Annotated in this window: 23 protein-coding genes, 1 pseudogene and 1 riboswitch; of the genes and pseudogenes, 21 read left to right on the plus strand and 3 right to left on the minus strand. The window is 42.2% G+C overall.

All coding sequences use genetic code 11. The features are described from left to right. The first annotated feature begins 25 nt into the window (after positions 1 to 25). The 11 genes from BQ5321_RS12335 (at position 26) to BQ5321_RS12385 (ending at position 10,714) form a co-directional block, all read left to right on the plus strand. Positions 26 to 295 (plus strand): hypothetical protein, encoded by a 270-nt coding sequence (locus tag BQ5321_RS12335; protein ID WP_071394777.1) that lies wholly within the window; start codon positions 26 to 28, stop codon positions 293 to 295. Positions 296 to 400: 105 nt separating this feature from the next. Then, on the plus strand, positions 401 to 1,018 hold the full coding sequence (locus tag BQ5321_RS12340) for a DUF1835 domain-containing protein (RefSeq protein ID WP_071394778.1): 618 nt from the start codon (positions 401 to 403) through the stop codon (positions 1,016 to 1,018). A gap of 128 nt (positions 1,019 to 1,146) precedes the next feature. Continuing rightward, the gene (locus BQ5321_RS12345) at positions 1,147 to 2,406 is read left to right on the plus strand and encodes an RNA-guided endonuclease InsQ/TnpB family protein (RefSeq protein WP_071394779.1); all 1,260 of its coding nucleotides are present in this window, start codon (positions 1,147 to 1,149) and stop codon (positions 2,404 to 2,406) included. Further along, positions 2,399 to 2,710, plus strand: coding sequence for a DUF3658 domain-containing protein (locus BQ5321_RS24830; protein WP_071394780.1), 312 nt, complete (start codon positions 2,399 to 2,401; stop codon positions 2,708 to 2,710). The genes BQ5321_RS12345 and BQ5321_RS24830 overlap by 8 nt, the downstream gene beginning before the upstream one ends. 60 nt (positions 2,711 to 2,770) lie before the next feature. Continuing rightward, the gene (locus BQ5321_RS12355) at positions 2,771 to 3,652 is read left to right on the plus strand and encodes an EamA family transporter (RefSeq protein ID WP_071394781.1); all 882 of its coding nucleotides are present in this window, start codon (positions 2,771 to 2,773) and stop codon (positions 3,650 to 3,652) included. A 64-nt stretch (positions 3,653 to 3,716) separates the two neighbouring features. Then, the gene (locus BQ5321_RS12360; protein WP_071394782.1) at positions 3,717 to 5,969 is read left to right on the plus strand and encodes an ATP-binding cassette domain-containing protein; all 2,253 of its coding nucleotides are present in this window, start codon (positions 3,717 to 3,719) and stop codon (positions 5,967 to 5,969) included. A 101-nt stretch (positions 5,970 to 6,070) separates the two neighbouring features. Further along, positions 6,071 to 6,673: a hypothetical protein gene (locus BQ5321_RS12365; RefSeq protein ID WP_071394783.1), complete on the plus strand. Its 603-nt coding sequence runs from the start codon at positions 6,071 to 6,073 to the stop codon at positions 6,671 to 6,673. 1 nt (position 6,674) lies between these two features. Next, positions 6,675 to 7,007, plus strand: coding sequence for a hypothetical protein (locus tag BQ5321_RS12370; protein WP_071394784.1), 333 nt, complete (start codon positions 6,675 to 6,677; stop codon positions 7,005 to 7,007). Between the two features lie 40 nt (positions 7,008 to 7,047). Then, positions 7,048 to 7,824, plus strand: coding sequence for a class I SAM-dependent methyltransferase (locus BQ5321_RS12375; protein ID WP_071394785.1), 777 nt, complete (start codon positions 7,048 to 7,050; stop codon positions 7,822 to 7,824). Positions 7,825 to 8,888: 1,064 nt separating this feature from the next. Continuing rightward, positions 8,889 to 9,767 (plus strand): MFS transporter, encoded by an 879-nt coding sequence (locus BQ5321_RS12380; protein WP_200798727.1) that lies wholly within the window; start codon positions 8,889 to 8,891, stop codon positions 9,765 to 9,767. Between the two features lie 74 nt (positions 9,768 to 9,841). Continuing rightward, positions 9,842 to 10,714: an SDR family oxidoreductase gene (locus BQ5321_RS12385; protein WP_071394786.1), complete on the plus strand. Its 873-nt coding sequence runs from the start codon at positions 9,842 to 9,844 to the stop codon at positions 10,712 to 10,714. A gap of 151 nt (positions 10,715 to 10,865) precedes the next feature. Here the strand turns inward: BQ5321_RS12385 and BQ5321_RS25100 are convergent, their stop codons facing one another. Further along, positions 10,866 to 11,039: an EAL domain-containing protein gene (locus BQ5321_RS25100; RefSeq protein WP_084786758.1), complete on the minus strand. Its 174-nt coding sequence runs from the start codon at positions 11,037 to 11,039 to the stop codon at positions 10,866 to 10,868. 164 nt (positions 11,040 to 11,203) lie between these two features. On the opposite strand from BQ5321_RS25100, the gene BQ5321_RS12390 reads away from it, so the two are divergent. From BQ5321_RS12390 to BQ5321_RS12400, 3 genes are read left to right on the plus strand one after another with little or no spacing between them, the layout of a single operon-like run. After that, positions 11,204 to 12,406 (plus strand): efflux RND transporter periplasmic adaptor subunit, encoded by a 1,203-nt coding sequence (locus BQ5321_RS12390; RefSeq protein WP_084786759.1) that lies wholly within the window; start codon positions 11,204 to 11,206, stop codon positions 12,404 to 12,406. After that, complete coding sequence (locus BQ5321_RS12395) at positions 12,390 to 13,070, plus strand: ABC transporter ATP-binding protein (protein ID WP_071394787.1); 681 nt, start codon at positions 12,390 to 12,392, stop codon at positions 13,068 to 13,070. The genes BQ5321_RS12390 and BQ5321_RS12395 overlap by 17 nt, the downstream gene beginning before the upstream one ends. Continuing rightward, the gene (locus BQ5321_RS12400) at positions 13,067 to 14,278 is read left to right on the plus strand and encodes an ABC transporter permease (RefSeq protein WP_071394788.1); all 1,212 of its coding nucleotides are present in this window, start codon (positions 13,067 to 13,069) and stop codon (positions 14,276 to 14,278) included. The genes BQ5321_RS12395 and BQ5321_RS12400 overlap by 4 nt, the downstream gene beginning before the upstream one ends. A gap of 50 nt (positions 14,279 to 14,328) precedes the next feature. On the opposite strand, the pseudogene BQ5321_RS12405 reads toward BQ5321_RS12400, so the two are convergent. Then, a pseudogene (locus tag BQ5321_RS12405) lies at positions 14,329 to 14,763 on the minus strand (LysR family transcriptional regulator substrate-binding protein); the annotation flags it as partial. 231 nt (positions 14,764 to 14,994) lie between these two features. Further along, a riboswitch (cobalamin riboswitch) is annotated at positions 14,995 to 15,182 on the plus strand. A gap of 158 nt (positions 15,183 to 15,340) precedes the next feature. Here BQ5321_RS12405 and BQ5321_RS12410 point away from each other — a divergent pair. From BQ5321_RS12410 to BQ5321_RS12440, 7 genes are all read left to right on the plus strand, one after another. Further along, positions 15,341 to 16,321: an ABC transporter substrate-binding protein gene (locus BQ5321_RS12410; protein WP_071394790.1), complete on the plus strand. Its 981-nt coding sequence runs from the start codon at positions 15,341 to 15,343 to the stop codon at positions 16,319 to 16,321. Further along, a complete protein-coding gene (locus BQ5321_RS12415) occupies positions 16,318 to 17,358 on the plus strand; it encodes a FecCD family ABC transporter permease (protein WP_071394791.1) in 1,041 nt (346 codons plus the stop codon). Before BQ5321_RS12410 ends, BQ5321_RS12415 begins: the two co-directional genes overlap by 4 nt. Then, positions 17,358 to 18,236, plus strand: a complete 879-nt coding sequence (locus tag BQ5321_RS12420; RefSeq protein WP_071394792.1) for an ABC transporter ATP-binding protein — start codon at positions 17,358 to 17,360, stop codon at positions 18,234 to 18,236. Before BQ5321_RS12415 ends, BQ5321_RS12420 begins: the two co-directional genes overlap by 1 nt. Before the next feature lie 16 nt (positions 18,237 to 18,252). Further along, positions 18,253 to 19,080, plus strand: coding sequence for a cobalamin-binding protein (locus BQ5321_RS12425; RefSeq protein WP_071394793.1), 828 nt, complete (start codon positions 18,253 to 18,255; stop codon positions 19,078 to 19,080). Next, positions 19,062 to 20,465, plus strand: a complete 1,404-nt coding sequence (locus BQ5321_RS12430) for a cobyrinic acid a,c-diamide synthase CobB (RefSeq protein WP_071394794.1) — start codon at positions 19,062 to 19,064, stop codon at positions 20,463 to 20,465. Before BQ5321_RS12425 ends, BQ5321_RS12430 begins: the two co-directional genes overlap by 19 nt. Positions 20,466 to 20,579: 114 nt before the next feature. Beyond that, the gene (locus BQ5321_RS12435; protein WP_071394795.1) at positions 20,580 to 21,617 is read left to right on the plus strand and encodes a right-handed parallel beta-helix repeat-containing protein; all 1,038 of its coding nucleotides are present in this window, start codon (positions 20,580 to 20,582) and stop codon (positions 21,615 to 21,617) included. Between the two features lie 112 nt (positions 21,618 to 21,729). Beyond that, positions 21,730 to 23,538: a sulfatase-like hydrolase/transferase gene (locus BQ5321_RS12440; RefSeq protein ID WP_071394796.1), complete on the plus strand. Its 1,809-nt coding sequence runs from the start codon at positions 21,730 to 21,732 to the stop codon at positions 23,536 to 23,538. A gap of 188 nt (positions 23,539 to 23,726) precedes the next feature. Here BQ5321_RS12440 and BQ5321_RS12445 read toward each other — a convergent pair whose 3' ends face one another. Further along, on the minus strand, positions 23,727 to 26,231 hold the full coding sequence (locus BQ5321_RS12445; RefSeq protein WP_234978396.1) for a phosphodiester glycosidase family protein: 2,505 nt from the start codon (positions 26,229 to 26,231) through the stop codon (positions 23,727 to 23,729). Between the last annotated feature and the right edge of the window lie 663 nt (positions 26,232 to 26,894).

The following is a 26,894-nucleotide window of genomic DNA, read 5'->3' on the forward strand; positions in this document are numbered from 1 at the left end:
GTTGAAGCGACAAGGGGGAATGAAAATGGAGCATTGGAATCCAAGGTCAAAACGTATTTATATTTCAATTGCGATTGTTGTCATATGGTTTTTCTTATTTGGAATACGACTCATTGATTATTTTTCAGCCATACATGAAAAAGGATTACGCGAAACAGTTTGCGGAACGCAGGGTTGTAACGATATTGTCTTATATTTAGGAGCAACGTGGACTTTCTCATTTTTCATAATCATTCCCCTTATCATTCCATTGATTCTTGTCCTTTACTGGAGTATTAAGAAAAAGAGTTCCTAACGGCTGCTATAACAGAACAATGGACGATCCATTTGGCTGCTTCTATTGTATTTAATAAGATATCCTAGATTTTTTTAGAGATATTTTTATAAGGGGGGAAAGAAATTGATAGATGAATTAAAAAGAATCGTTAAACATTTACCTGATGATGAAGTAAGAACACTATTATTTCAAACTTTTATTCGAATCCAAATGCTTGATGAAACAGACCGGTATTCTGAAGAACAATTTGTCGTTGACTTGAAAAGAACCTATCATGACTTTCTGAATTTTAAAAGAAACCAAGCTGAAAGGACAGGTAATAGCTGTAAGGTTGTACATATTCTTTTTGGTGATTCAGCATCTGGTAGCATGAAAAGAGTATTAGAAGAAATAGAAAGGCAAAACGATGAAAAGGTCATCTCCTTTTCGGATTTGTTTTCGATTGGCCCCGTTTGGCAATTGCATACTGAGACGGGGCTTAAGCAAAGGGATGAATGGCTAAAAAATCACCTCATTCTTGATGAGGATTATTTAGATGAATACCAGCATCATTTCTATCAAACTACCACAATGATAAACGCTATTCCGAACCATACTAAAATAATCCTTTGGGTTGGAGAAAACGCTCACGAACAGACTGGATTAAGGTATGTTCTGTATTTATTGAGGGATAAAAATAATGATATTTTTATAGGCTTTTCCGAACGAGAAAACCCACCAAGGGCGTTAGCCCGCCTTTAGGCGTGGGATGATAGTGAGGTCGGTCAAGGGATGGCTTTAGTCATCTTAATTGACCGAAAATTTCACCAAAATAATTATTCGCTTCCATATTTTGATATATAATAAACATATAACAAGGAGGTGAAAACATGTACTTGACGCAAAGCAATCAAATACGAGGTCTTTCTAAAGAGCAATTTCAACAATTAAGAGAAATGTGCCACTATGCAAAAAATCTATATAACGTAGGGCTCTATAATATTCGCCAGCATTACTTTGTAGAAAAAACCTTCTTGAAATATGAATCGAACTATCATGTAGCGAAAACCAATGAAAATTACAAGCTTATTCAAGCAGGTGTTTCTCAACAGATTCTTAAAGTAGTGGATCGTTCTTTCAAAAGTTTCTTTAATCTAATAAAGAAAGCTAAGAAAGGCGAATACCGTTTTCAAGATATTAAAATGCCTGGTTACTTAAAGAAAGATGGTTTGTTTAATCTCATTTTTTCTACGAATGCTATCAATATTAAAGATGATTTCTTTCGTGTGGCTGTTTCGAATGCTTACAAAAAATTACACCCTGACTATCAAGATATTTTGATTCCTTTTCCTTCTCGTTTAAAAGGTAAGAAAATCAAAGAAGTTCGGATTGTTCCTCGCAACAATGGACAATACTTTCATATTCAATACGTGTATGAACAAATTTGTGAAAAAGTAGAATTAGATTTCAATAAAGCTTTAGCTATTGATATTGGACTTAACAATCTTGCTTCTTGTGTTGATTCAGACGGGGCATCCTTTTTAGTGGATGGCAAAAGACTCAAATCAATTAACCGTTTGTATAACAAAGAGAAAGCACGATTACAGTCTGTTGCTATGAAACAAGGTTTAAAATACACAAAGAGAATGGATTCGTTAACGTTAAAACGAAACAATCAAGTGCAAGACTATATTAAAAAAACAACTAGAATCATCGTTAACTATTGTTTGAAAAATCAAATCGGTAATCTTGTTATTGGCTATAATGAAGATTTCAAACGAAACATCAATATAGGCAAAAAGAACAATCAACAATTTACACAAATTCCGTTTGGAAATCTTCGAGAACAGCTTTCTAATCTTTGTGAGCATTACGGAATTTTCTATAAAGAACAAGAAGAATCCTACACAAGCAAAGCATCCTTCTATGACAACGATGAGTTACCTAAATGGAATCCAGCAGATGAAACTAAATACCACTTTAGTGGAAAACGTATAAAGCGAGGACTATACCGCACATCTACTGGATATAAATTCAATGCTGACATTAATGGTGCTTTGAACATTTTACGTAAAAGTAACTTGCTGGATTGTAAAATCCTACAAGCTAGAGGGAGCTTGGCTCGCCCATCAAGAATAAGGGTTGTATAACCACACTTCTTGTAAAGAATCCCACCGAAATACCGCAAGGGATAAGGCTTGCGGCTTTAGCCGTGGGAGAAGTCAAGATGACTATATCATCCAAAAAGCTATCAAGCTACATAAACAGCAAAAGAAGAAGAGCTTTATGAAATCAGCACGTCTTATTGGTGAGGTTATTGGCTATTTAGATCAATACATTGGTGACGAATATTTTGAGTACCGAGTAAGACATTTGATTATGAATGGCGTGTTTGAAATAGAAGGGATTCCAAAAGCGATGTGGTTTTATAGTGTCAAACTCAAGAACATATAATGGAAACACGAGATTTCCTCTCTTAGTATTTCAAAAGAGGAACTTTATTGAGGTGATGAAATGAAGCGAAATTTGCCTCCTTTTTTCGTATTATTGGCCGCCATCCTTTGGGGGACGACGGGAACGACGCAGGCACTGGCTCCTGAAACAGCACACCCGATTGCAATTGGAGCGACTCGCTTAGCTGTAGGAGGGCTGTTTTTATTAACAATTGTATTCGTAATTGGAAAATTCAATTTCCAAGGCTGGTCCATGAAGGCAACGCTAATGGCTTCATTATGCATGGCTTTGTATCAACCTTTGTTTTTCTCAGCTGTTTCCATTACCGGAGTGGCAATTGGGACAGTCGTAGCGATTGGGAGTGCCCCTATTTTCTCAGGTCTCACAGAATGGATTTTTTTGAAGATTCGTCCAGCTAAAGTATGGTGGTACTCTACTTTTCTAGCTATTTTAGGTTGTCTCATGCTGTTTGTGAATCAAGAATCTGTTAGGGTAGACCCTGTTGGGATCTTCTTGGCGCTTGGGGCAGGGCTATCATTTGCTAGTTATACAATTATTAGCCAATCCTTAGTGGAAAAACATTCGTCATTATCAGTCGTAGCCGTGGTTTTCACCCTTAGTGCCATTGGTTTATCGCCATTTTTATTTTTATTTGATATGTCATGGTTGATGAGTTTTCGCGGAGTGGGTGTCAGTCTACAACTTGGAATTATCGCAACGGGGATCGCCTATTTCCTTTTTTCCAAAGGTCTTGTCCATGTTTCTCCATCCACTGCGGTTACCCTTTCGTTAGCAGAACCGTTAACCGCAGCATTATTAGGTGTTTTTCTATTAGGCGAAACCTTAACAACCACCTCGTGGTTCGGGATCATTCTATTGTTGCTGGGAATTGGCCTCTTGTTATGGCAGCCCAAGAAATCTATTAGCTACAACCAAACTTGAGACAACCATTCAGAAGTATGTACGATAATCTTACTAGAGTGTTCGCATTTCAGGAGTGGATCATATGAATGAAAATCATTTTATTAAACTGGTTGGATTAAAAGAAAATAACTTGAAGAATATATCGCTACAAATTCCAAAAAGGAAAATTACGGTATTTACTGGGGTTTCTGGGTCAGGCAAATCGTCGATCGTATTTGACACCATCAGTAAGGAAGCCCATCGCCAGTTGAATCAGACGTATTCAACCTATATTCAAAACCGATTACCAACCTACAGTCAACCAGACGCCTTGTCCATTGAGAATCTTTCACCCGCTGTAGTGATTGACCAAAGACGAATGGGTGGAAATGTCCGTTCAACGCTTGGGACAGCAACCGATATTTATTCCTTGTTGCGCTTGCTATTTTCTCGATTGGGAAAGCCATTTATGGGCGAATCAGATGTTTTTTCCTTCAATAACCCGAAAGGCATGTGTCCAAAATGTCAGGGAATCGGGAGAAGCATCGAGCCGAATATCGAGAAGCTATTCAATAAGACGAAATCACTGAATGAAGGGGCCGTTTTATTTTCCACCTTTGCTGTAGGAACCTGGTATTGGCATAAGCATTTAGTCTCAGGAATCTTTGACCCTGATAAAAAGCTGCAAGATTTCACGGCTGCAGAGTGGCAAACGTTATTACACGGGAAGGACGAGAAGCTCGTATTACCCTTAGAAAATGAACCCCTCAAATATTTTGAAGGGGTGATTGATCGATTCAAACGCCTGTACTTAACAAAAGAAAACAATCAAATATCAAAAAACATCAAGAAATATATCAGCTTAAAGGACTGCTCTCAATGCAACGGAACTCGGTTAAGTCAGGAAGTATTAAATTGTAAAATCGATGAGTATAATATTGCTCAATTTGCTGCGATGGAAGTCAGTGAATTGATAACGGTAATCGAAAAGATTGAGGATCCAATGGTAATGCCCATCCTCTCCAATCTAATGGTTCGACTGCAATCGTTCGTGAACATGGGAATCGATTATCTTACACTCGATCGTGAAACATCGACCCTGTCCGGGGGAGAATCGCAACGAGTCAAAATGCTTAGACATCTTAATAGCAGCCTAACCGATATGATGTTTATTTTTGATGAGCCAAGCACTGGATTGCATCCAAGTGATGTCCATCGACTGAATACGATGCTGCAAACTCTCCGGGACAAAGAAAATACGGTGATTGTGGTCGAACATGACAAGGATGTTATGAAAATCGCTGATCATCTTGTCGATGTTGGACCTGGTGCAGGGACAAATGGTGGGGAGATTGTTTATGAAGGAAGCCTTGTTGGCTTATACAAAGCAGATACACTAACCGGAAAATACTTGAGAACTAAACAGCCTTTAAAGAAAAGTGCCCGAAAAGGGAACGAATTTTTTTCCATTGTTGATGCCTCTAAACACAATCTGAAGCATGTAAGTGTTCAAATTCCTTGTCGTGTGCTGACAGTGATTACTGGCGTAGCTGGTTCTGGGAAAAGCACATTGATTTTCAATGAATTTTTAGAGCAGTATCCAGATGCGATTGTGATCGACCAAAAATCAGTCACTACCTCCATTCGCTCCACCCCGGCGACCTATACCGGCATGATGGATGTGATCCGAGATATCTTTGCAGACGCTAACAAAGTCAGTAAATCTCTTTTTAGCTTTAACTCCAAGGGTGCCTGCCCAGAGTGTCAAGGGAATGGTTCGATTCAATTGGACCTTGCTTTTCTTGAGACGATAAGAACGACCTGTGGCACCTGTAAGGGAATGCGGTTCAAAGAGGAGGTTCTGCAGTATAAGGTAAATGGAAAATCCATTTCAGATGTGTTAGACATGACCGTATCAGACGCCCTATCCTTTTTTCAGGAAAAAGAAGTGCGATCCATCTTAAAAGCCTTATCAGAAGTAGGACTAGACTATATGACATTAGGCCAGCCACTCAGCACATTATCGGGCGGGGAATGTCAAAGAATAAAGTTAGCTGGTGAACTGCATCGATCAGGAAACATTTACATTCTCGATGAGCCGACAACGGGACTTCACATGTCCGACGTTCAACATGTCATCTCCATACTCAATCGTTTAGTGGATAACGGCAGTACAGTTATTGTGATTGAGCATAATCTAGAGGTTATGAAACAAGCAGACTGGATCATTGATTTAGGACCTGGAGGCGGTAAAAATGGAGGGGAAATCATGTTTTCAGGTACACCGCATGATTTTATCGAGAAGTGCAACTCCTTAACCGCACAATATCTTAGAAGCGATATTCAGGAGGATTAGTCGTTAAAAAATTTTTAGTAAAGATATGATGAACAACAAGCTTCCTGTTTCCAATATATGTTAAGATGAATGATAATACAGAATCCAAGGAGGGTAAATAATTGAAACGATTGCCATTCGAACCACCAACGGAACATTATGATGAGCGAATTCAATCCATTGACGAGCAAATTTGTGCGTTAATCAAAGAGCGAAAAGTAGTTTCAGATCAAGATCCTGGATTTCCAGCAAAGAAACTTATTTCTGCTTGGAGTGATAAGTACGATTTTCAAGAGGATTTTTTAAACAGCGTGTTTTCCCATTTTTTAAATGAAGACCTGTATCGGCCTGTTGTTGAGCCAGAGGGTTTTGTAAAAAATATCCCCGTCCTAAAATCCTTTGAAAACAAGGATGTGTTTTATTCGATTACTTTTATCCGTCAATATGAAAATGCTAGTGTTGTCCATTTTAACATCGATAGGGAGTATCGCGAGGAAGATATGCATCGAGGTTTTCAAGACCATACGTTTTTTGAGCTTTCGATTCAAGGTTTAGATACGGAGTATGACTGCCGAAACGACGGCGGAGGCGGCTCCAGAGGACATGAGTCCTATACATACATCATTTCGCCGGCATTGCCTGATGATCTTTCCACCTTTACATTAGTCTTTAAAGAGCACAAGACGCCATACCAAAAACCAACGGGCTTGGAAGTGTTGATTTAATATGGTTGGTTTGCTTAATCTGGGGAGCTTCGTTTTGGGACTCATTGCCTGGATTCTTCCAATCGTTTATCTCACACAAGGGAAAAAGAATGATCATAAGAAGTGGGCTGCTTTGACTGTTTTGAGCTTCAGCGCTTGTACGATGGCGCTTAGTTTTCAAATTTTCTATAGCTATCACCTTGTAAAAATCGAGGATTGGGGCGCGCTTCTAGACATTTCAGGGGCTGTCGCGTTCAGCGCGGCCGTTCTTACCATTGGTACGATTCTATTAAACATTGTAACGCTGATGGTATATCGAAGGTCTGAAGTTAAAAATCACATTATTAAAAAGTAATAAGAGTATCGACACATTTTTATGCAAGGAGGGATTATGTATGAAAAAAATAAACAGCACAAACGATAGCTGGAATGCCAACCTCTATGATACGAAGCATTCCTTTGTTTCAGAGTATGGAAGTAGTTTAATTGAATTATTAGCTCCAATGCCTGGCGAAAGGATTCTCGACCTTGGGTGTGGGACAGGGGATTTGGCTAATAGCTTATATGAGAAGGGCGTAAATGTGATCGGTGTCGATAAGTCTGCCAATATGGTTGAGCAGGCCATCCAGAAATACCCTCATCTCGAATTTCTTGTTCAGGATGCAACCGAGCTGGAGTACCAGAATGAGTTTGATGCGGTGTTTTCTAACGCAACCCTTCATTGGGTCAAGCCGCCCGCTTATGCATTAAATTGCATCTATCAATCTTTGAAAAAAGGCGGCAGATTCGTTGCTGAATTTGGTGGCAAAGGGAATGTGCAAACGATAACAGATGAAATCATCCGGCAAAGAACAAAAGCAGGCTTTGATTTCATGCCGGAACAATTCCCGTGGTATTATCCAAGTATTGCGGAGTACTCCACATTAATGGAGGAAGCAGGATTTCGCGTGACGTTTGCCCAGCACTATGATCGACCAACCAAATTAAACGGAGAAAATGGCTTGAAAAACTGGATTGATATGTTTGGGAGTTCTCTATTAGAGGGTGTTCCTGAAGATACCAAAATCGAGATCATCGCTATGGTTGAACATAATGTAAAGGAAGCTTTATACAAGGAAGACAGCTGGATGGCTGATTATAAAAGAATACGTGTGGTTGGGGTAAAGGAATAATTATCAGATGTCACAAACGCCATAGCTGTGGCACTACCGACAAATTTGATACTTCCTAGAGGAAACGTGGGCTTGCTCCCGCGTTTCCTTAGTTCATTGAAATGAATTCTACAAAATCCATCACACCTAAAGTGAAACTTCCATCAGTGGGGGTTTTCATCATCCCCACTGATGGTTAGTTGAGGCCAGCGGCATGCTGGTCACATAGACGTTGCCGCAGGCGTTTATAGTCTATGTTCCTCAATCGGATCTTTACTGGCAGTTGATCCCCTACCTATCTACTTTCCATATTGCCTCAGTATCTTGAGGTAGGTGTCTTACTGCAGTTAAGATGGGATAAAATATAAATACAGGCAAATGAGCAAAGAAAGTCCTTTCAACCGTTTTGTCTATATTTCACGTTTGCTTCATCCACCACAATTATGGTTCCTAACCTTCCAAGCCGAGTTGACTTTTGTCAGCTATCAAATTCTCCCGTCGAATTTGCGTCCGGATTACCTGAGCTCGCTCGGGTAAACTACCTTTAAAAAAGCCGAAACACCCGCCGGAGGCTTAACTTTTCCTTTTGTATAAGTCCCTTCCTCAGCAAATGGAAGAAAGTGGTCTGCAGATAATTCAAGACCAACCATGCGAATTCAGTTGGAGCTACATAACATGCCTGAAACATTAAGAGTCGGTAGCAGTCACTTTTCTGATATACTGTAGGATAACGTCTAAATATTGATAATAACTATAAATTAATATTTTTATATAGGTATATATCGGAGGTAAGCTTCTAGCGTCATTTCGTTTTTATTTTCATCATTTATGCCACCTTTATCAGTTTAGGATTACCTGATTCGCTTTTGGGTGTAACTTGGCCTGAGATGGTGGGGGAGTTTGATGTGGCATATAGTGCGGCTGGGATCATTTCCATGACCATTAGCATATGTACCGTTATCTCAAGTGTGCAGACAATTCGAATCACGAAAAAGATCGGAACAGGAAAACTCGTTTTAGGGAGTGTCTTGTGTACTGCCATTGGATTGATAGGGTTTGCGTTTACGCAAAATTTTTTCTAATTAATCGTTGCCGCATTACCTTTAGGCTTTGGCGCTGGCGCGATTGACACTTCTTTAAATGACTACGTGGCGATTCATTTCAAAGTGCATCATATGAATTGGTTACATGCTTTTTGGGGAGTGGGAGCAACGTTAGGTCCCATGATTATGGGAGTGATTCTCAATCATGATTCTTCATGGAGAAACGGTTATTTAATTATTGGTGGTATTCAATTCCTGCTAGTGATCATTCTCTTTCTTTCTCTACCACTTTGGAGGCAAAACGAAAAGGCAATATCCCATGAATCTGGGGAAACAGCAAGTTCTCTTCGAACATTATTAAAACAAAGGGGAGTTTTCTTCTCTCTATTATCCTTTTTGTTTTATGTAGGCGTAGAAGGAACTATTTTTTTGTGGGGTAGTAGTTACTTAATTGAAGTAAAATCGTTCACGATTGCAACCGCTAGCTTCATTCTATCCATATTTTTTGCTAGTTTAACAGTGGGAAGGTTGGTTTCAGGATTTATCACGTTTTGGCTATCCAATCACAAGTTGCTGGTGTTTAGCGAAATCGCTCTTCTAATGGGGATTTTAATCGTTGCTTTTGGGACAGGAAGCGTTTTATATGGCGGATTTATCCTTATCGGTCTTGGATGTGCTGCCATTTTTCCAACCATGATACATGAAACACCAAGCAGGTTTGGAGCAAAAGATTCAAGAACCATTATGGGATTTCAAGTAGCATCTGGTTATGTTGGGATAACAGCCCTGCCACCATTATTAGGCCTACTATTTCAACATTTCAGTATGAATCTATTTCCATTCTTTTTAATTGTTTTCACCCTTATACTTCTTGGAGCAACCATTGTGATAGATAAACCGAGAAAGGTTAAAAATTTATAAGGGAATTCTAAAAATAAATAGAGGCAGTCTTTCGAATACTAACGAGTGAAATGATCACTTGGAGGTTGTAATAAATGAGCAGCAATCAAAAGCAAAAGAAGCAAACGTTTCCCCCACAGCATCAAACAAGACAGCCTGGAGTCGAGACCGAAATGAATCCTCGTCCCGTTTCCCAAAGCCCCGAATACAAGGCAAGCGGAAAACTGGCTGGCAAAAAGGCGATCATAACCGGTGGGGACAGCGGAATTGGAAAAGCGGTCGCCCTTTTATTTGCGAAGGAAGGGGCGGATGTGGCCATCATCTACTTGGATGAACAGGAGGATGCCGCTGAAACGAAAAGGCTGATTGAAGCAGAAGGCCGTAAATGCCTGCTGTATGCCGGTGATGTCGGCCAGGAAGACTTTTGCCAAGAGACCATTCATCACATACAGTCGGAGTTCCAAACCCTGGATATCCTCGTGAATAATGCAGCTGAGCAGCATCCGCAAAAGAGTCTGTTAGATATTACAACTGAACAGTTCGAGAAAACATTCCGAACCAATATTTTTTCTTATTTTTACCTGTCGAAAATCGTATTACCTTATTTGAAAAAAGGAGCATCCATTATTAATACTGCTTCCATAACAGCCTACCACGGCCATGAACAGCTAATAGACTATTCGGCCACAAAGGGAGCGGTGGTTTCCTTTACCCGTTCACTGGCCATATCATTGGCTTCTCAAGGAATCCGGGTCAATGCGGTAGCACCGGGACCTATTTGGACACCGCTGATTCCTTCTACGTTTACAGCCGATCAGGTCGCCACCTTTGGCTCTGATACACCCATGGGAAGAGCAGGACAGCCGTTCGAGCTGGCACCTGCCTATGTGTATCTGGCCTCGGATGATTCTAGTTATGTTAGTGGGCAGACCCTTCATGTCAATGGCGGTACCATTGTAGGCGGTTAGAAAAGAAATACTGGATCAGGATGTATCTTTGATCTTTACTTTTAACAAAGAGCGTGTATGGTTTGAAATTCAAACGGATACACGCTCTTTTTTCATAACACTAAGTGCCAGCACCATCAGTCGTGAGGATTCCTGGCATGATTTTTACTGTCTAACACTGTGACTTCCCAGTCCTTCGGTGGCAGGGCTTATAAAAGTAGTATCCCTGTGCTTCGTCACAATCGTAGTCTGTGAGCATTTCTAGTTGGTCTTTTGTTTCGACTCCCTCTGTGACAACCTGTAAACCAAAGCTATGGGAAACGCAGTAATGATAGAGTGAAACAATCGCAGCTCCCTCGAGGTGCTTGAAAAGATTGGTTTATATAAAAATGGTAAATGGAAGTGGGATTTTCATGGATTAACCGTTATAATAATGGAAGGAAATTATCGAAATTTCTGTATTTTTGATAGAAATGTCATCATTTCGAATACGTTTAGGGGGATGTACGATTGAAAAGAAAAAAGGTTTGGATACCAGTAGTATCTATTGTTGGACTGGCTGTGATTGCCATGGTGGTCCTATTTGTCATGAAGGATAAAAAAGCCGAAATGGCCGCAGGTAATGATTTGCAGAATATGTCAATAGCCGTTCAAAAGGCAGCAGAGCAGGAGTTAACCGAGACCATACTTGTAACGGGTGAAATTGTACCAGAAAGTGAACAAAAGGTATATCTTGAACCTGATAAAGGAGACATCATCGAATATAAGGTGGCAGAGAATCAGACGGTAAAAGCGGGGGAGCCATTATTTTTATATGATTCATCTAAACTAGATGTGGAATACAACGGAGCTGTCCGTGAAAGGGATTTAATTAAACTGAGAGCGAAAGCAGAAGAAGCTCAAATAGCAGAAATGAACAAGCAAATAGAAGCGGCCAAGAAGAATCTGACAGCGGATGCAGAAGGGCAAGCGGTGGATGTCAATCAGCTGACAAAAGAAAAGGCGCAATTGGAGCTCCAATATGAAAGCACGAAAACAGAAGCGGCTTCCGCTCAAGAAAGAATCAATGAAGCGGCTAACCGGAAGAAGGAAATGACGATTGTCAGTAAAATAGACGGCATCGTTGTGAAGGTCAATCAAAATGTCGCGAAAACGGAGACAGGTGCTTCAGAACCCGTTATACATATTATTTCTAATAGTCCTTATAAAGTGATTGGGACTATGAGTGAATTTGATGCCGTGAAGATTCAACCGGAACAAGCCGTTGTAATTCGGCCAAAGGTGTTTAAGGACCGGGAATGGAACGGCGTCGTTGAATCGGTTTCACAGTTTCCAAATGAAGACGGAGCAAGTGGAGAGATGATGGGAGCACCAGGTGGGGGCAATGTAACGATGTATCCCTTCAAGGTGGCGATTACCGATGATACATCCGAGCTCCGTCAAGGTTTTCATGTTTCTTTAGAGGTCAAAATTGTGGGAACCGAAAAGAAACCGGTCATCCCGCATAGTGCGATTTTAGATGAAGGCGGTGTCGCGGTCACGTATGTTCTAGTAGACAAAAAGTTAGAAAGAAGAGAGATTCAAACAGGATCCATGAATGATGAGTTGATCCAGGTGACTGAAGGCGTGAAGAAGGATGAGCTTGTCGTGGTGACACCAAATGAAGAAATGTATGACGGAATGGAAGTGACCTCCTTTGATGAAATTAAGTGAGATTACGAAGGTTTATGGAAAGGGATCACTAGAGGCTCCCGTCTTACACGGGATTAATCTGACTATCGAGGAAGGGGAATTTGTCGCCATCATGGGACCCTCGGGCTCAGGAAAATCAACCCTCATGAATATCATTGGCTTCTTGGATTATCCCTCATCAGGTACATATGAATTGAATAATGAAATCATTGGGACCGAAAAGGAAAAGAAGCTGACAAAGCTAAGAAATGAACATATTGGATTTGTCTTCCAGCAATTCTTTTTACTGCCAAGACTATCGGTGCTGAAAAATGTCGAGTCTCCACTTATCTATGCAGGCGTACCAAAGCGTGAAAGAATCGAAAGGGCGAAGGAAATGCTTTCAAAGGTTGGACTAGGGGATAGGATGAGCCATTTGCCCAATGAATTATCCGGCGGCCAAAAGCAGCGGGTTGCGATTGCCCGGGCGCTTGTGAACCATCCCTCCATTATTTTAGCGGACGAACCAACGGGTGCACTGGATTCCAAGACAAGCGAGCAGATTATGGATGTATTCGTTCGGCTCCATCAAGAGGGAAAAACAGTCATTATCGTTACACATGAGGAGGAAATCGCAGCGTATACAAATAGGGTGATTACGTTAAGGGATGGCGTGATTACGGATGACCAGAGGAGAACAACATGAGTTTAGTCGAAAGCTTCAAATTAGCCCTATACTCGATTTGGAAGCATAAGATTCGTTCGGTGTTAACAATGCTGGGCGTCATTATTGGTGTTGCCGCTGTCATTATCATTGTAGCCATCGGTCAAGGCGCTAAAACGAAAATGACGGAAGAGCTGTTTAGTACAGAAAAAAATGCGGTGGATCTTTATTATGAGCCGATGCCAGTAGAGGGTGATGATGAAGCAGACATGTATTGGGTGGAGCCGGAATTAACCTCAGAGGATGTGGTCATCCTTTCTCAGGTTCCCGGTGTTAAGTCGGTGATTGCGACAAACCAAGGCTGGGGCCCGATGGTCTACGATGACCAGCAGGGGGAAATGGAAATAACCGGCGTGGGTCCCGAATTTTTTACGGCAAGGGATATTCAATTGGTTGAAGGAAGACCCATTAACCTAAAGGACAATGACGGAATGAACCGAGTCGTCATGATTGATACTGTAGCGCGAGAAAAGTTTTTCCAAAAGAAAAAAGAGGTAATCGGTGAGATTGTGGATGTCAATGGGAGTCCATATAAAGTGGCTGGGGTGTATGAATCTCCAATACCAGAGCAGTATCGTTACAGTGAAAATGGTGAAATGCTTATGCCGCGAACGGTGATTTCGATGATGTTTGGGAATCGCGAGATTGAGAGAATAGCGATTGTCGCAAGTGACCCCGAGAAAATCTCTGAAACAGGCAGGCAAGCGGCAGATACCTTAACTCGAGAAAAAAAGCTTGAAGACGGGAGGTATACGATTAATGACTACTCAGAATATGAGCAAGAAGTCGATACCGTCATTACGTTAATGACCCTGTTTATTGGCAGTATTGCAGGCATTTCTCTCTTAGTTGGGGGCATTGGGGTTATGAATATTATGCTTGTTTCGGTTACAGAAAGAACGCGGGAAATCGGGATTAGGAAAGCCATCGGTGCAACAAGAGGAAGAATCCTCCTTCAGTTTCTCATTGAATCGATGACCTTAACCTCCATTGGAGGAATACTTGGAATTGGCTTAGCCATTATGGGTTCGATGCTTGTGACGAAGTTTTCACCAATAGCGGCTACCGTAAGCCCGCTTGTCATCCTGATTGGTGTCGGTTTTTCTGCCTTCATCGGCATCATCTTTGGCATCCTTCCAGCTAACAAAGCCGCCAAGCTAAGCCCAATTGAAGCCTTAAGATATGAGTGATAAAAGGTGCCAGGCTCCTTCCAGATTGTGGATGGTGCCTGGCACTTTTTTTAGTTGCCTGTTCGATAGGATAAGTAGTCTAAAAACTTCTTCGATGCAAGGGACAGCGATCTATGTTCCCTCATCGCAACACCGATATTTCTATAGGCAGGAACTTCAAGCTCCTTCGCAATAATTTTGTGTGGAATCCGCTGTAATATCAATTCTGGCTTTTCGCAAGCAGCAAGAGAATGGTATTCCGGAAGCACCACCAGTAAACGGTCTTGCTCTAGAAAGATCGTTTCAAACTCTGCTTTTGTCGGCAGCCGTAAAAAGCCAAAGTCGACACGTCCATTTAGAATCCAGCTCTCAATTTCTGTATAAGCCCCAAGCAGCAATTCAAAATCGATCATGGGGTAATCCTTCTGGAAAATTTTTATCATGTTAGGGAGCCAGTGTGAGGCAACGCTAGAAAAGGTCCCAATCCGAATCATCCCAGATTCCATTTGTGAATATGATATCCCATGTCTAAAGACGGTCTGCGACCTGCATGGGCTTTCCCGTTCGGAAAATCTGTAAAAGATAATGAAATCTAAAGTTCAGTTTATCTTAACCATGATGATATTCGGTACAAATGGGTGGTGCCTGGCATTTTTTCCTATTCTATGAAAATAAAGAGTTGATTATTGAAACGATTGTGCTAGAATACTAGATGAGAAAATTGCTTGACTAATTGAATCTTACATAGCTAGTAGGTGCCTTATCTTTGATAAGGTTAAAAGGGAAGCCGGTGCGAATCCGGCGCGGTCCCGCCACTGTTATTCGGGGATGACCTCGCAGTACCACTGTTCCAAATCTGGAATGGGAAGGAGAGGAAGTCACTTAACCCGTAAGCCAGGAAACCTGCCTATTTAGCTTGCCAACGAAATCCTTCGTGGAAAAGGATCGGCAGAATCAGTGTTTTTTATATATTCTGATTTCGCGCGCCCTGTTTCCAAATGGAAGCAGGGTTTTTCGTTGTAAGGAAAGACTTCAGCACATCAAGCTCCTCTCGAACAATTAACGAAGGGAAGAGATTGAGGAATGAAAAAAGTATTGGTATGTATTTTGACCGTATGGATAATGGTCATAATGAGCGCTTGTGGGACAACGCAAGAGACTTCGGATGGTGAGAATAACCGCACCTTTGAAACAGAAACAGAGAAAACAAACGAGAAAGCCACCGTTTACCCGCTTACGGTGAAGGATGCAACAGGAGTTGAAATCACTTTTGACCAAGCGCCGGAAAGGATTGTTTCCACCTCTCCATCCGAGACAGAGATTCTTTTTGCCTTAGGCCTTGGTGATAAAATTTATGGTGTATCTGATTTTGATGATTACCCAGAAGCAGCGAAAGACAAACCAAAAGTAGGCGGTGTGACAAAGCCAAATGAAGAAGCGATTATGGCGGTGAATCCGGATTTAGTAGTCGGTGGCATTTCCATGAAGGATGATATTGCAGAAAAATTCCGTGGGTTAGGTCTAAAATTGTATAAAACAGAGCCGAAAAAGATGGATGATATTCTAAATAATATTATTCAAATCGGGATTATTACTGATACACAGGAAAAGGCGGAGGAGCTTGTCGCCCAAATGAAAGAGGATATTCGTACCGTAACGGAAGCGGCTGCTGCCATAGAGGAAGAGGATAAGAAAAAAGTCTACATCGAATTTTCTCCAGGCTGGACGGTTGGTAAGGGTGAATTCATGGATGAACTGATTACATTGGCAGGAGGCGTAAATATTGCCGCTGATACAGAGGGCTGGAACGCCATTAATGCAGAGAAGATTATCCAGGATAACCCCGATGTCATCATCTATACTGCCAATGTGGTGGATGATAAATCTGGGAAACCTTTAGAAGAGCTTATTCAATCTCGAAATGGCTGGGATAAAATTACCGCGGTTCAAGAAGGCCATGTGACAGGGATAGAAGGAATGATTATGTCCAGACCTGGTCCTCGCATCACAGTGGCACTAAAACAAATCGCTGAAGCCATTTATCCAGGTTCAATTGAAAAATGAAAAAGAGATTAGCACTATGGGGGGGAGCGTGTTTCGTTCTCCTTCTCCTATCCGTTGTTATTAGTTTATCGCTTGGTTCTGCTCAGTTACCACTTTCGCAGGTTTGGGGAATTCTTTTACACCAGGTTCCTTTTGTTAAAAGCTTCATGGATCCCAATTGGCCTGAATCAGCACAGCAGATTATCTTAAAGGTTCGTTTGCCGCGAGTTTTCCTTGCGATTCTTGTTGGAGCCTGCTTATCACTGGCTGGGGCCGGCTTTCAGGGAGTGCTGCGCAATCCATTAGCCGATCCGTATACATTAGGGGTTGCCTCTGGATCAGCGGTAGGGGCGGCTTTCTTAATCTTATTCGGGTATCATACGATCCTTATTGGTCAGTGGACCATTCCGCTCGTTGCCTTTGTGACAGGGCTGATTAGTTTGCTTGTTGTTCTACGTCTAGCCAATGTACATGGAAAATTCAAACTAGAAACGATCATTTTATCGGGGGTTGTGGTTTCTGCCTTTCTTGGATCACTTGTTTCTTTCATGGTGTCGATGTCCGATCAGGTAGTCAATGAAATCATCTTTTGGCTGATGGGAAGCTTAGCCTTAAGAGGCTGGTCGTTTACCTTTGTCCTTCTGCCTTACTTAGCCATCGGAATCGTTGTGCTGCTGGCCTATGGATGTACATTAAATTTATTTTCATTAGGAGAGCGGCAGGCAGCCCATTTGGGTGTCAACATTAAACGCACAAGGCTAATCGTCTTGGTCGTTTCCACCCTTATCACCTCCGCTGCAGTGTCGATTGTTGGGACCATTGGCTTTGTGGGACTTGTCGTACCACATTTAGTACGGTTGGTTGTTGGGCCAGATTATCGATTATTACTTCCTTTGTCCGTTATTTTTGGTAGCATTTATGTCCTTTGGGCCGATACCATTGCCCGTACTTTACTGAGTCCGACGGAGATTCCGCTCGGGGTTGTCACCGCCTTTTTGGGTGCTCCATTCTTTGCTTACTTGCTTCGGAAAAATAAGCAAATGTCAGGGGGAAATTGATGGTGTTTATCAAGGTGGAAAATGTAAACAAACGTTATAATGACAAGGTCATCCTGGAGGATATTAGCTTTTTCGTCAAACGCGGAGAATGCTTAGGGATTATTGGTCCGAATGGAAGTGGAAAATCTACCTTGCTCAAGCTATTGTCAGGTGTAGAAGATAAGTCAGACGGAATCATTGATCTAAATCGAAAGGCAATCGAGCGTTATTCTCGTAAAGAACTAGCCACATGGATGGCGGTCCTGCAGCAGGAATCCCTGCCTCCCATCGGTTTTACGGTAAGAGAGGTTATCGAAATGGGGCGGTTTCCGTTTCAAAATTGGCATGGGGAGGAAAAGCATGAGATTGAATTGCTGATTGATTCAATCATTGAAAAAATGGGGTTAACTCATTTAGAAGATTGCTATCTTGAAAATCTAAGTGGGGGAGAAAGACAGAGGGTCGCGATTGGAAAGACGATGGCCCAGCAGCCAAAGCTTTTAATGCTAGATGAACCGACCACCTATCTCGATATTGGTCACCAGATTGTATTGATGGACCGAATTCGAGAATGGCAGTTGGATGAGAAAATGACCGTAATTGCCGTTTTGCATGACTTAAATCTTGCCGCACTGTATTGTGATCGTTTATTACTTTTACATAATGGGAGAATAGTAGCGGCGGGAGCTCCAGAGAAAATCATTCGAGCTGATTTGATTCAGCGGGTATACGGTACAACACCGATTATCATGGAACACCCGGTTTATCAGGTGCCACAGATCATTCTTCAGAGTGAAATGGGACTAAAGCATACTATTCCAATAGAGAATTTTCAGGTCAAAAAATTCTGCCATAATAATGGAAACAGAATCTATAGTGTTCCTTCGAGAAAAAGATAGAGGAGAGAGGATTCCAATGAGAATGATATCGTTATGCCCAAGTAATACCGAGCTTCTTCGCTTTATTGGTTTAGCATCAGAGATTGTGGGGGTGGATAATTATTCGGATTTGCCTGTGGAGAGCAATGCTATACCTAGGCTCGGTTCCGATTTGGATATTGACATGGATCGGGTTGAAGCGCTTCAGCCGGATTTGGTACTTGCATCGTTGTCGGTTCCCGGTATGGAAAAGAACATAACCGGTTTGGAGGAGAGAGGCTTACCGTCTATTATCCTTAATCCCAAAAGCTTATCTGATATCGGGAATAATATTCTTGAGGTGGGAAACGCAACGGGACAAGAACGGATCGCACGTGAGGCCTACCAGAAGTATGGTACATTATGGGAGCAGCTTACAGAATGGGGACAAAAAGTAGAGCAACGCCCAAGTCTTTATTGGGAATGGTGGCCAAAGCCTGTATATACTCCGGGCGGGGGGAATTGGTTAACAGAAATCAGCCATTTAGCTGGAGGGCGAAATGTCTTTGCTGATGACGAGCGGGACAGTGTCATGACGGATTGGGAGGATGTACGAAAACGAAATCCTGATGATATCCTAATGGCTTGGGTTGGTGTGTTGGAAAAACAAATCAAACCCGAATTGCTTAAGAAGCGACCCGGTTGGTCAGAGCTTACGGCAATCAAAGAAAATCGAGTCTGGGTGATGGAGGAGTCGCTTTTTTGCCGACCCTCTCCAAAGCTCTTGCTTGGGATTCACAAATTAGGTGCTAGGCTTCATCCCCATCTATTTCCTGCCTATGACGAGCTGAAAGCCGAGGAATGGCTATGTCCAACAATCGAATAGTCATTGCAGGAACTGGAAGTGGTGTTGGAAAAACAACCTTGACGCTTGGGTTAATGTCAGCATTGGTCAAGCGAGGGCTAAAGGTTCAAGGCTTTAAATGCGGTCCAGACTATATTGATCCATCCTATCATACCGCTGTCACCCATCGAGCTTCACGGAATTTAGACAGCTGGATGCTATCGCATGAAACCGTTTTAGATATTTTTACCTATGGAAGTCGGGGAGCGGACATTTCAATTATCGAAGGAGTGATGGGGTTTTTTGATGGAAAAAGTCCGGAATCGAATGGAGGCAGTACGGCAGAGATTAGTATCCTAACCAATAGTCCAGTACTGCTTGTGGTCAATTGTGCAAGTATGGCCCGCAGTGCTGCAGCCATCGTGAAGGGGTTTCAATTATTTGCAGAGAAAACCGATATTGCCGCCGTCATCGCTAATAAAGTGGGGAGCGAAGGTCATTTTCAGCTTGTTAAAAAAGCCATTGAACTGGAATGTCATATCCCGGTGATTGGCTATTTGAAACGAGAACTGGAGATGGAAATTCCAGAAAGACATCTCGGGCTGATTCCTTCAATCGAAAGAGGAGAGTTGACTCCTTTTTTCAATCGAATAGGGGACATCGTTTCGGAAACGATTGATCTAGACCTGCTGCTTGAATTAGCCGCAGCTGAACCGCTAGTTGTAAAGAACAAACCCTCTCTTTTTGAAAAAAAGCAAGAAAAGCTGCTAAAAATGGCCGTAGCGAGAGATGCAGCCTTTAACTTCTATTATCCTGAGAATCTAGAAATGCTGGAAGCGAATGGGGTAGAACTGCTTTATTTTTCTCCATTGGCTAATGAAGAGCTGCCAATGGATGCTGCGGGTCTTTATTTAGGAGGCGGGTTTCCTGAGGAGTTTGCTCATGTGCTGGAGGAAAATAGGAAGACAAAGGAATCAATCAAAAGCGCCATTGAAGCGGGATTGCCTACCTTGGCTGAATGTGGCGGGTTCATGTATTTAACCGATTTCATTGAAACGACCGAAAAGAAGGAATATCAAATGGTTGGACTCATCCCCGGCAAGGTAAAAATGAAATCTACGTTAGCAGCTTTAGGCTATCGGGAGATTAGTGGTCTGAATAACAATTTTCTGCTCAAAAAACAAAAAGCAAGAGGACATGAATTTCATTATTCCACTTTTTTGCCCGAAAAAGAGGATTACCGATATGCATATAAAGTGAAAGACAGGCGAGGCGTAGTAGAAGAAGGATACCTGAAATCGAATTTAGTTGCTGGTTATACCCATCTACACTTTGGTTCCCATCCCGCACTGGTTGAGAATTGGGTGGAAAAATGCTTGGAATATAAGGCTGAGAAGGCAAGAATTGGTTCCTGGTCACACCGCTGATTTAGAAGAAAATCCCATTTATTTTTTCTTCCAAGTATTTCCGATAAACTTGTCCAAGCAGCTTTCTATAGAATTCATATAATAAATGGATTTGATAAGAAAGGAGCTAAGAATATGGCGGTTTATTTTGTTACGCCAGGTGAGAGTATTAATGCGGCTATTTTAAATGCAGCCCCTGGCGATACGATTCGTCTGGCAGCCGGCACTTTTTATGAAAGTGTAGAGATACCTGCCGGCAAGGATCGATTAAGACTTCTTGGGGCAGAAAAAGGGAAAACGATTCTTGACGGGACAGGCTTAGGAGCTGGAAATGGGATTACCTTGAATGCGAATTTGGTTACCATTTCAGGCTTCATGATTAGAGATTTTCAGAATGACGGGATTGAAGTGAACGCCAATGATAATATTATTCGAAACCTAACAGTGCAAAATAATGACATGGATGGCATCGAAATTAATGGTACGCGCAATCTGATGATGAAGATAGTATCGATGCTAAATGGTGAAAATGGGATTGATATACTAGCAGGAAGTCATAATTATATCCTTGAAAGCGAGATTAAAAACAATAGACAAAGTGGTATTTTCATCTCAGATGGAACTAGCCACCTGATTCTTCGTAATAAGGTGAATGCGAATCATGTGGATGGTATTGCTTTTGAAAACGTAAGTGATGGAAACTTTATCATCGATAATCTATCGGAACACAATCGTGAAAATGGGATTTCAGTTAATACAAACGAAAACTTTGTCTATCGAAACAAATCCAATAACAATGGAAATGATGGAATCTATTTAATTGGTGAAGATAACAACTTGTTATTGGATAATATCACCAATCATAATGATGATGACGGAATTGACCCATCAGGCGGCACAAACAACCGGATCATAGGCAATGTGACAAAGAATAATAGGGAAGAAGGCATCGATTTAGATTTAACTGCTATTGGAAATATTATTGATCAAAATGTGGTCAAGCAGAACCAGCGCTCTGGGATTCTTTTAGTAAGTGAAGCCGTTGACAACGCAGTACGAGAAAATAAACTCAGTGGCAATACCCCAGACATTCAAGCAGACCCACCAGCAGATGTCAACAATACCCTTGACGAAAACGACTGTCAATCAAGCTCCCCTCCAGGCTTATGCTAGGCACTGTTGCCCGTTTCGGGGCTCATAAAAATATCCTAGGATGTATAATCATTTCTTTCCTGTAATCATAATATATGATGATTATGATTAATACTTAAAGGGTGGAATTTATATGGAAAAAGGACACGCCAAACGGAATGGGAAAACCCCCAAGACAACAAGGCCAAATTTCCTTATCTTTATCGTGGATGAACAACGCTTTCCGACCGGATACGAAAATGAAGAGCTAAAGAGGTGGCGCAGGGAAAACCTCAAGACCCAGGAATTATTTCGCGAGAGAGGGATGGAATTTTTAAACCATTATGTCGGCAGTACGGCCTGCTCCCCTAGCCGAGCCACACTATATACCGGTCAATACCCGTCCCTGCACGGGCTAACGAAAACAACAGGCGGTGCTTCATTTTCATTTGCACCGGATGTATTTTGGCTGAATCCGAACACGGTTCCAACCTTTGGAGATTATTTCCGTGCGGCAGGTTATCGAACCTTTTGGAAGGGAAAATGGCATGCGAGCGTTCAGGATATCTTAATACCAGGGACGCACAATGCAATGCCTAGCTATGATGCGACTACTGGTGTTCCTGATCCTCAGCTTGAAAAGCTTTACTTGGACGCTGAGCGTCTGGATGATTATGGATTTTCAGGCTGGTTAGGCCCAGAGCCACATGGGCCCAACCCTCGTAATTCCGCCTCTTCAGCTGCCATTGGAACCAGTGGGCGTGATGAAGTGTATGCAAGGGAAGTCGTTGATTTACTTCATGCACTTGAAGTGGAAAGTTCGGATCAGAGCGAGCCATGGATGATTGTCTCTTCCTTTGTCAATCCGCATGACATTACATTATTTGGTGATATCACAGAATTCCATCCTTTATTCAACTTTGAAGTAGACCCGTCTGTTCCAATCATTCCTCCGGCCCCAACAGCCAATGAATCATTAGCCACAAAGCCAACCGCACAACAAAGCTACAAAGAAACCTATCCAAAGGCCTTTCAACCCACAAGAGACAGTCTATTTTATCGTCAGCTTTATTTTTCCCTTCATAAAAAAGTAGATCAAGACATGGGTAAGGTATTCCGTGCATTACAATCCTCTAAATTTTATGAAAATACCATTGTCATTTTCACAGCTGATCATGGTGATTTATTAGGTGCCCATGGGGGACTATTCCAAAAATGGTATAATGCGTACGAAGAATCGATTCATGTTCCTTTCATTATCCATAGTCCCAAATGGTTTACAGGCCGCCAAACGACAGATATGCTGACAAGTCATGTAGACATTCTGCCAACCCTGTTAGGACTCGCTAAGCTAGATGGAGACAGGATTCGCCAGGAGCTTATGATCGATCATTCTGAGGTCCATCCACCAGTGGGCAGGGATTTAACACCGCTCCTCCATGGAAATGAATCGTTTCTTCGGGCCAATGAACCACTTTATTTTATGACAGATGATGATGTCACAAAAGGGTTATTTCAGATGAGCTTCACAGGTGAACCCTATAATTCTGTTTCTCAGCCGAACCATATCGAATCGGTCGTGGCTTATCTTCAAACAGGCCTAAATAGGGAAAAGGAGCTCTGGAAATTCTCCCGTTATTTTGACAACCCGCAATTTTGGAGTGAACCGGGAGTGGAAGATCAACTAACTGAAATCGAAAGTCAAATTCCGATTGATGATGAGGTCACCGTATCCGTGTCCAAAGTAACGACGAGAACAGTGCCTGTTCCTGAACAATATGAGTTATACAATCTCACAAAAGACCCTTTGGAGGAAAGAAACTTAGCTGATCCTTCCCATTCAAATATTTTAACAGAGCTAATCCAAACTTTACTGATGAGTCTTCTCGAAGAACAGCGCCAACAGAAAAGACTTGCACCTACGAATGGAACGGTACCAGGTATGGAAAGTAGCGATGAATGAGGTCCATTGGGGCAGGTTATGAAACCTGATTCTTTAATTTCATAAAAAATAGCCCTATCTCACGGATGAATGAGATAGGGCTTACTTCGTTTCTTCTTACACTTTTACCTTAGGGATAACCCTGTTCCTCTGGGTTTGAAGTAAAGGTGCCTTTGCATTCATTCGCCATGTGTAAAAGAAGAAGACTACTACTGCTTGAAGTTATACGACTTATAAAGCAGGTTGGCAAAATCACCGCGCATAATCGGTTCGTGTGTGCCAAAGGAGGTGGTGGTTCTTCCGGAAGTGATTTCTGCTCCGTACAGTGCCTCGATATATGGTTCAAAGACACTGCCATTGACATCGGTAAATGGCGTCTCGACAGCTAAATCTGTAAGCCCAAATGTAAGGGTCAGTATTTTGGCCACGGCACCGCGTGATAACGGTTCATGTGGTGCAAAGGTATCACTTGTCACACCTGAGACAATTCCTTTAGCGGCGAGCGCATTGACGGCTCCTTTTACACGAGGGTTTAAATCGGTAAAGCCGGCATCTGGGGCATTTTCGGTATCAAAGCCCATTAACCGAGCGAGGATGACCGCTGTGTCACCTCGTGTAATATTCTGATAGGTGCCAAACTCAGATGAACTGAATCCATTGACGATGCCCGCCTTATGCAAATAATCAACTGCTACAGCATAGCGTTCGTTGACATCGGTAAAGCCAGTAGGTTTATCCTCATCTTGTTTCCCCCCATCATCTTCACCACCATCATCTTCACCATAGACAGCACGAATATTGTCCACGTAGAGGGAGCCTTTTGTCATCGGTCCAGCTGTTCCTGAATTCGTTGACATTAAGCGAATAGCCTGGGTGCTATGGATTTTGAAGGGTCCGGTAAAGGATGCTGGTATGTCTGCCTTCACATATTTCCAGCCTGTCCAATTAATCGCCGAAGCTAGGGTCAGCGTTTGATTTGTACCATTTCCGTCAACGATCATCATTCGGAGCCAATAGCCCTGTGCTTCCGGAGTACCATACACCCACATCCCGATGCTGGTTGGTTCACCATCAATCGGAACCGCTTTGCCAGGTCCGGCATAAACGCCAAGAGTTGTTCCTGTTTGTGCTTTTGTAAAATCAAAATCAATTCCTAGGGCATGGCTGCCATTATGTACAGGTGCTGGGACACTGGCATGCTGTAAACCGCTTGTTTCCCCGCGGTTTGCGGTAGAGGTCTTCCAGCTGCCGAGCGATTCCTCGAAATTAAACAATACCTCTGGCTGCTTCCCGACAGATACCTTCATTTGTGCGGTAAGGCTTGTACCTTTCAAACGGGCCGTAATCGTGCCTGTGACACTTTGGCTGCCAGTATGCAGAACCCCATTTTCATCAATGGTTCCTAGACCGGCTGGAAGTTCAAATTCGATATCCTGAGGGGTCCACTTTACCTTTCTTTTTTGATACTGTGTGGTTAAATTCAACGCCTTCTCGCTGTTTCTAGCGATGGTTAATTCCTGTGAACCGAAGGACATGGAATCTGGTTGTTCGATTTCAATAATTGATCTTCCAACCTCTGTTCCTTGATAGTTTAATAGAACATGGAACTGACCTGTTTTTCCGCTCGAGACAAAGGTTCCATTCTCATTAATCGTACCGAAGGATGGATCTTCTACCGCCCAGGTTAAACCAGATGTCGGCAGGGGAGCGGAGGCATAGGATTGATCTCTACCTTTTGCACTGAATTGAATCGTTGAGCCTGGTGTATAGGATTGATCATATGGCTCGATAGAAGCATGATGGAAAACCTGGTCAGACGGTGCCTTGTTCACGATGAGCCAGCTGTTTGCCACGCTTCTTTCTGCACGGTCTGACGGTGAATTATCAAGCTCCAGCCCATTCCCGTCATTTTCACGCGTGATAAAGGTAGAAGAGCCTCCGCCATCCAAATTCAGAGCAGTCACAGCGCCCAAATCAATCATCAGCTGCGCGAGCTCCGGCATGGAAACCCCGCTTGAATAAGGCTCCTGTCTTCCGTCAATCACGGCAAAGAAAACATCGCCATCTGCTTTAATCCCAACGGCTGTACGAGGCTCAATCTCTCCACCGGTTTTCGGTGTTTGATACACCTGGCTATTTTTCACCAGAATCGCATTACCGCCAAGTGCCTCCTGCAATTGATCCTTGATTCCTTCATATTCCTCGCTGCCTCCAATGAGCGCTTCACCTGATTTGGTGATACCGAAGAAATAATGATTGTGGTTGTAATCCGTCTTTAGCGCTTGTCCGTTTTTATGAACAATTCCAACTGGTTCGCCATTGGTAAAATAAAAAAAGTCCGCATTGACTGCCGCTATGACTCTATGATTCTCACGATCGGCACTAGCCGCTTGTTTTTGAACAGACTGCAGTCCATAGGCTGTTCCATCATTCGGCGTTCCGGCTTCAATAGAAAGATTGGGCGTTTGTCGATCAATATCGATGACAAAACTCTCAATCTTTTTCCCGTCTTTCCCCTCGAATGTATAATGTTTTTCTGTTACGCCAGGTGCAAGGGTTTCCTCATACTGATTGATTGCCGTATGTACCACGGTTGAATGTAAATCAAAGGGGCCTAAAGCTGATGCATTCAGTGGTGCAAACATACTACCAGCCAACATGGCTGAAAGCGAAACACCCAAGATTCTCCTCTTCCTATTTTCGTTCCTCATCATATTCCTCCTTGCTTGATGACTTGACATGTGATGGACAAGGTCGCTATTTTTCTGTTTCCTAACTGGAAAATATGTAGAATTATGTAGAAAACAATAACACTAGTTTAGCATAATAATAGAATAAATCTTGGGTAATTGGGATGAGTTATGAAAAAAAGAGGGTGGGGGTAGATTAAAAGTAGAGTTGGAATGAATGTGTCATAGGTTTTACAAAATGAGTTGAATCGTATCATAAGCAGCCTATTTCAATTATTCCTTGTTACGCTAACACTTTACAGGGACTACCATTTTTTATCTAAAAGCATTGTTAATGCACAGTGTTGATTATTTAAGCAGGTTGATTGTAAGTGGAAGACATACAGTGCCCGAGTCGGATCGGCGGTCGAATAATGTGCGCGAAGTGCCTGGAATGAAAAATCAACATCCTAGTATAACAGGTCAATAAAAAAAGAGTTGACGGTCATGATCAATATGTGATAAATTTATCTCGAATTCGAGATACTCGATTTAAATGTATTTTTTTGATCAACTATCTCGAAATAAGGATAATAAAATACCTTTGATCAGTTAAAACGAGTTTCTTTAAAGGCACAAAGGAGGTTGTTTTTTACCAAAAATCTCGAATTCAAGATAACTTAACTAAAGATAGCTTGGTATCGAGTA

This window comes from Bacillus tuaregi (genome assembly GCF_900104575.1).
Taxonomy (GTDB): Bacteria; Bacillota; Bacilli; order Bacillales; family Cytobacillaceae; genus Bacillus_BD; species Bacillus_BD tuaregi.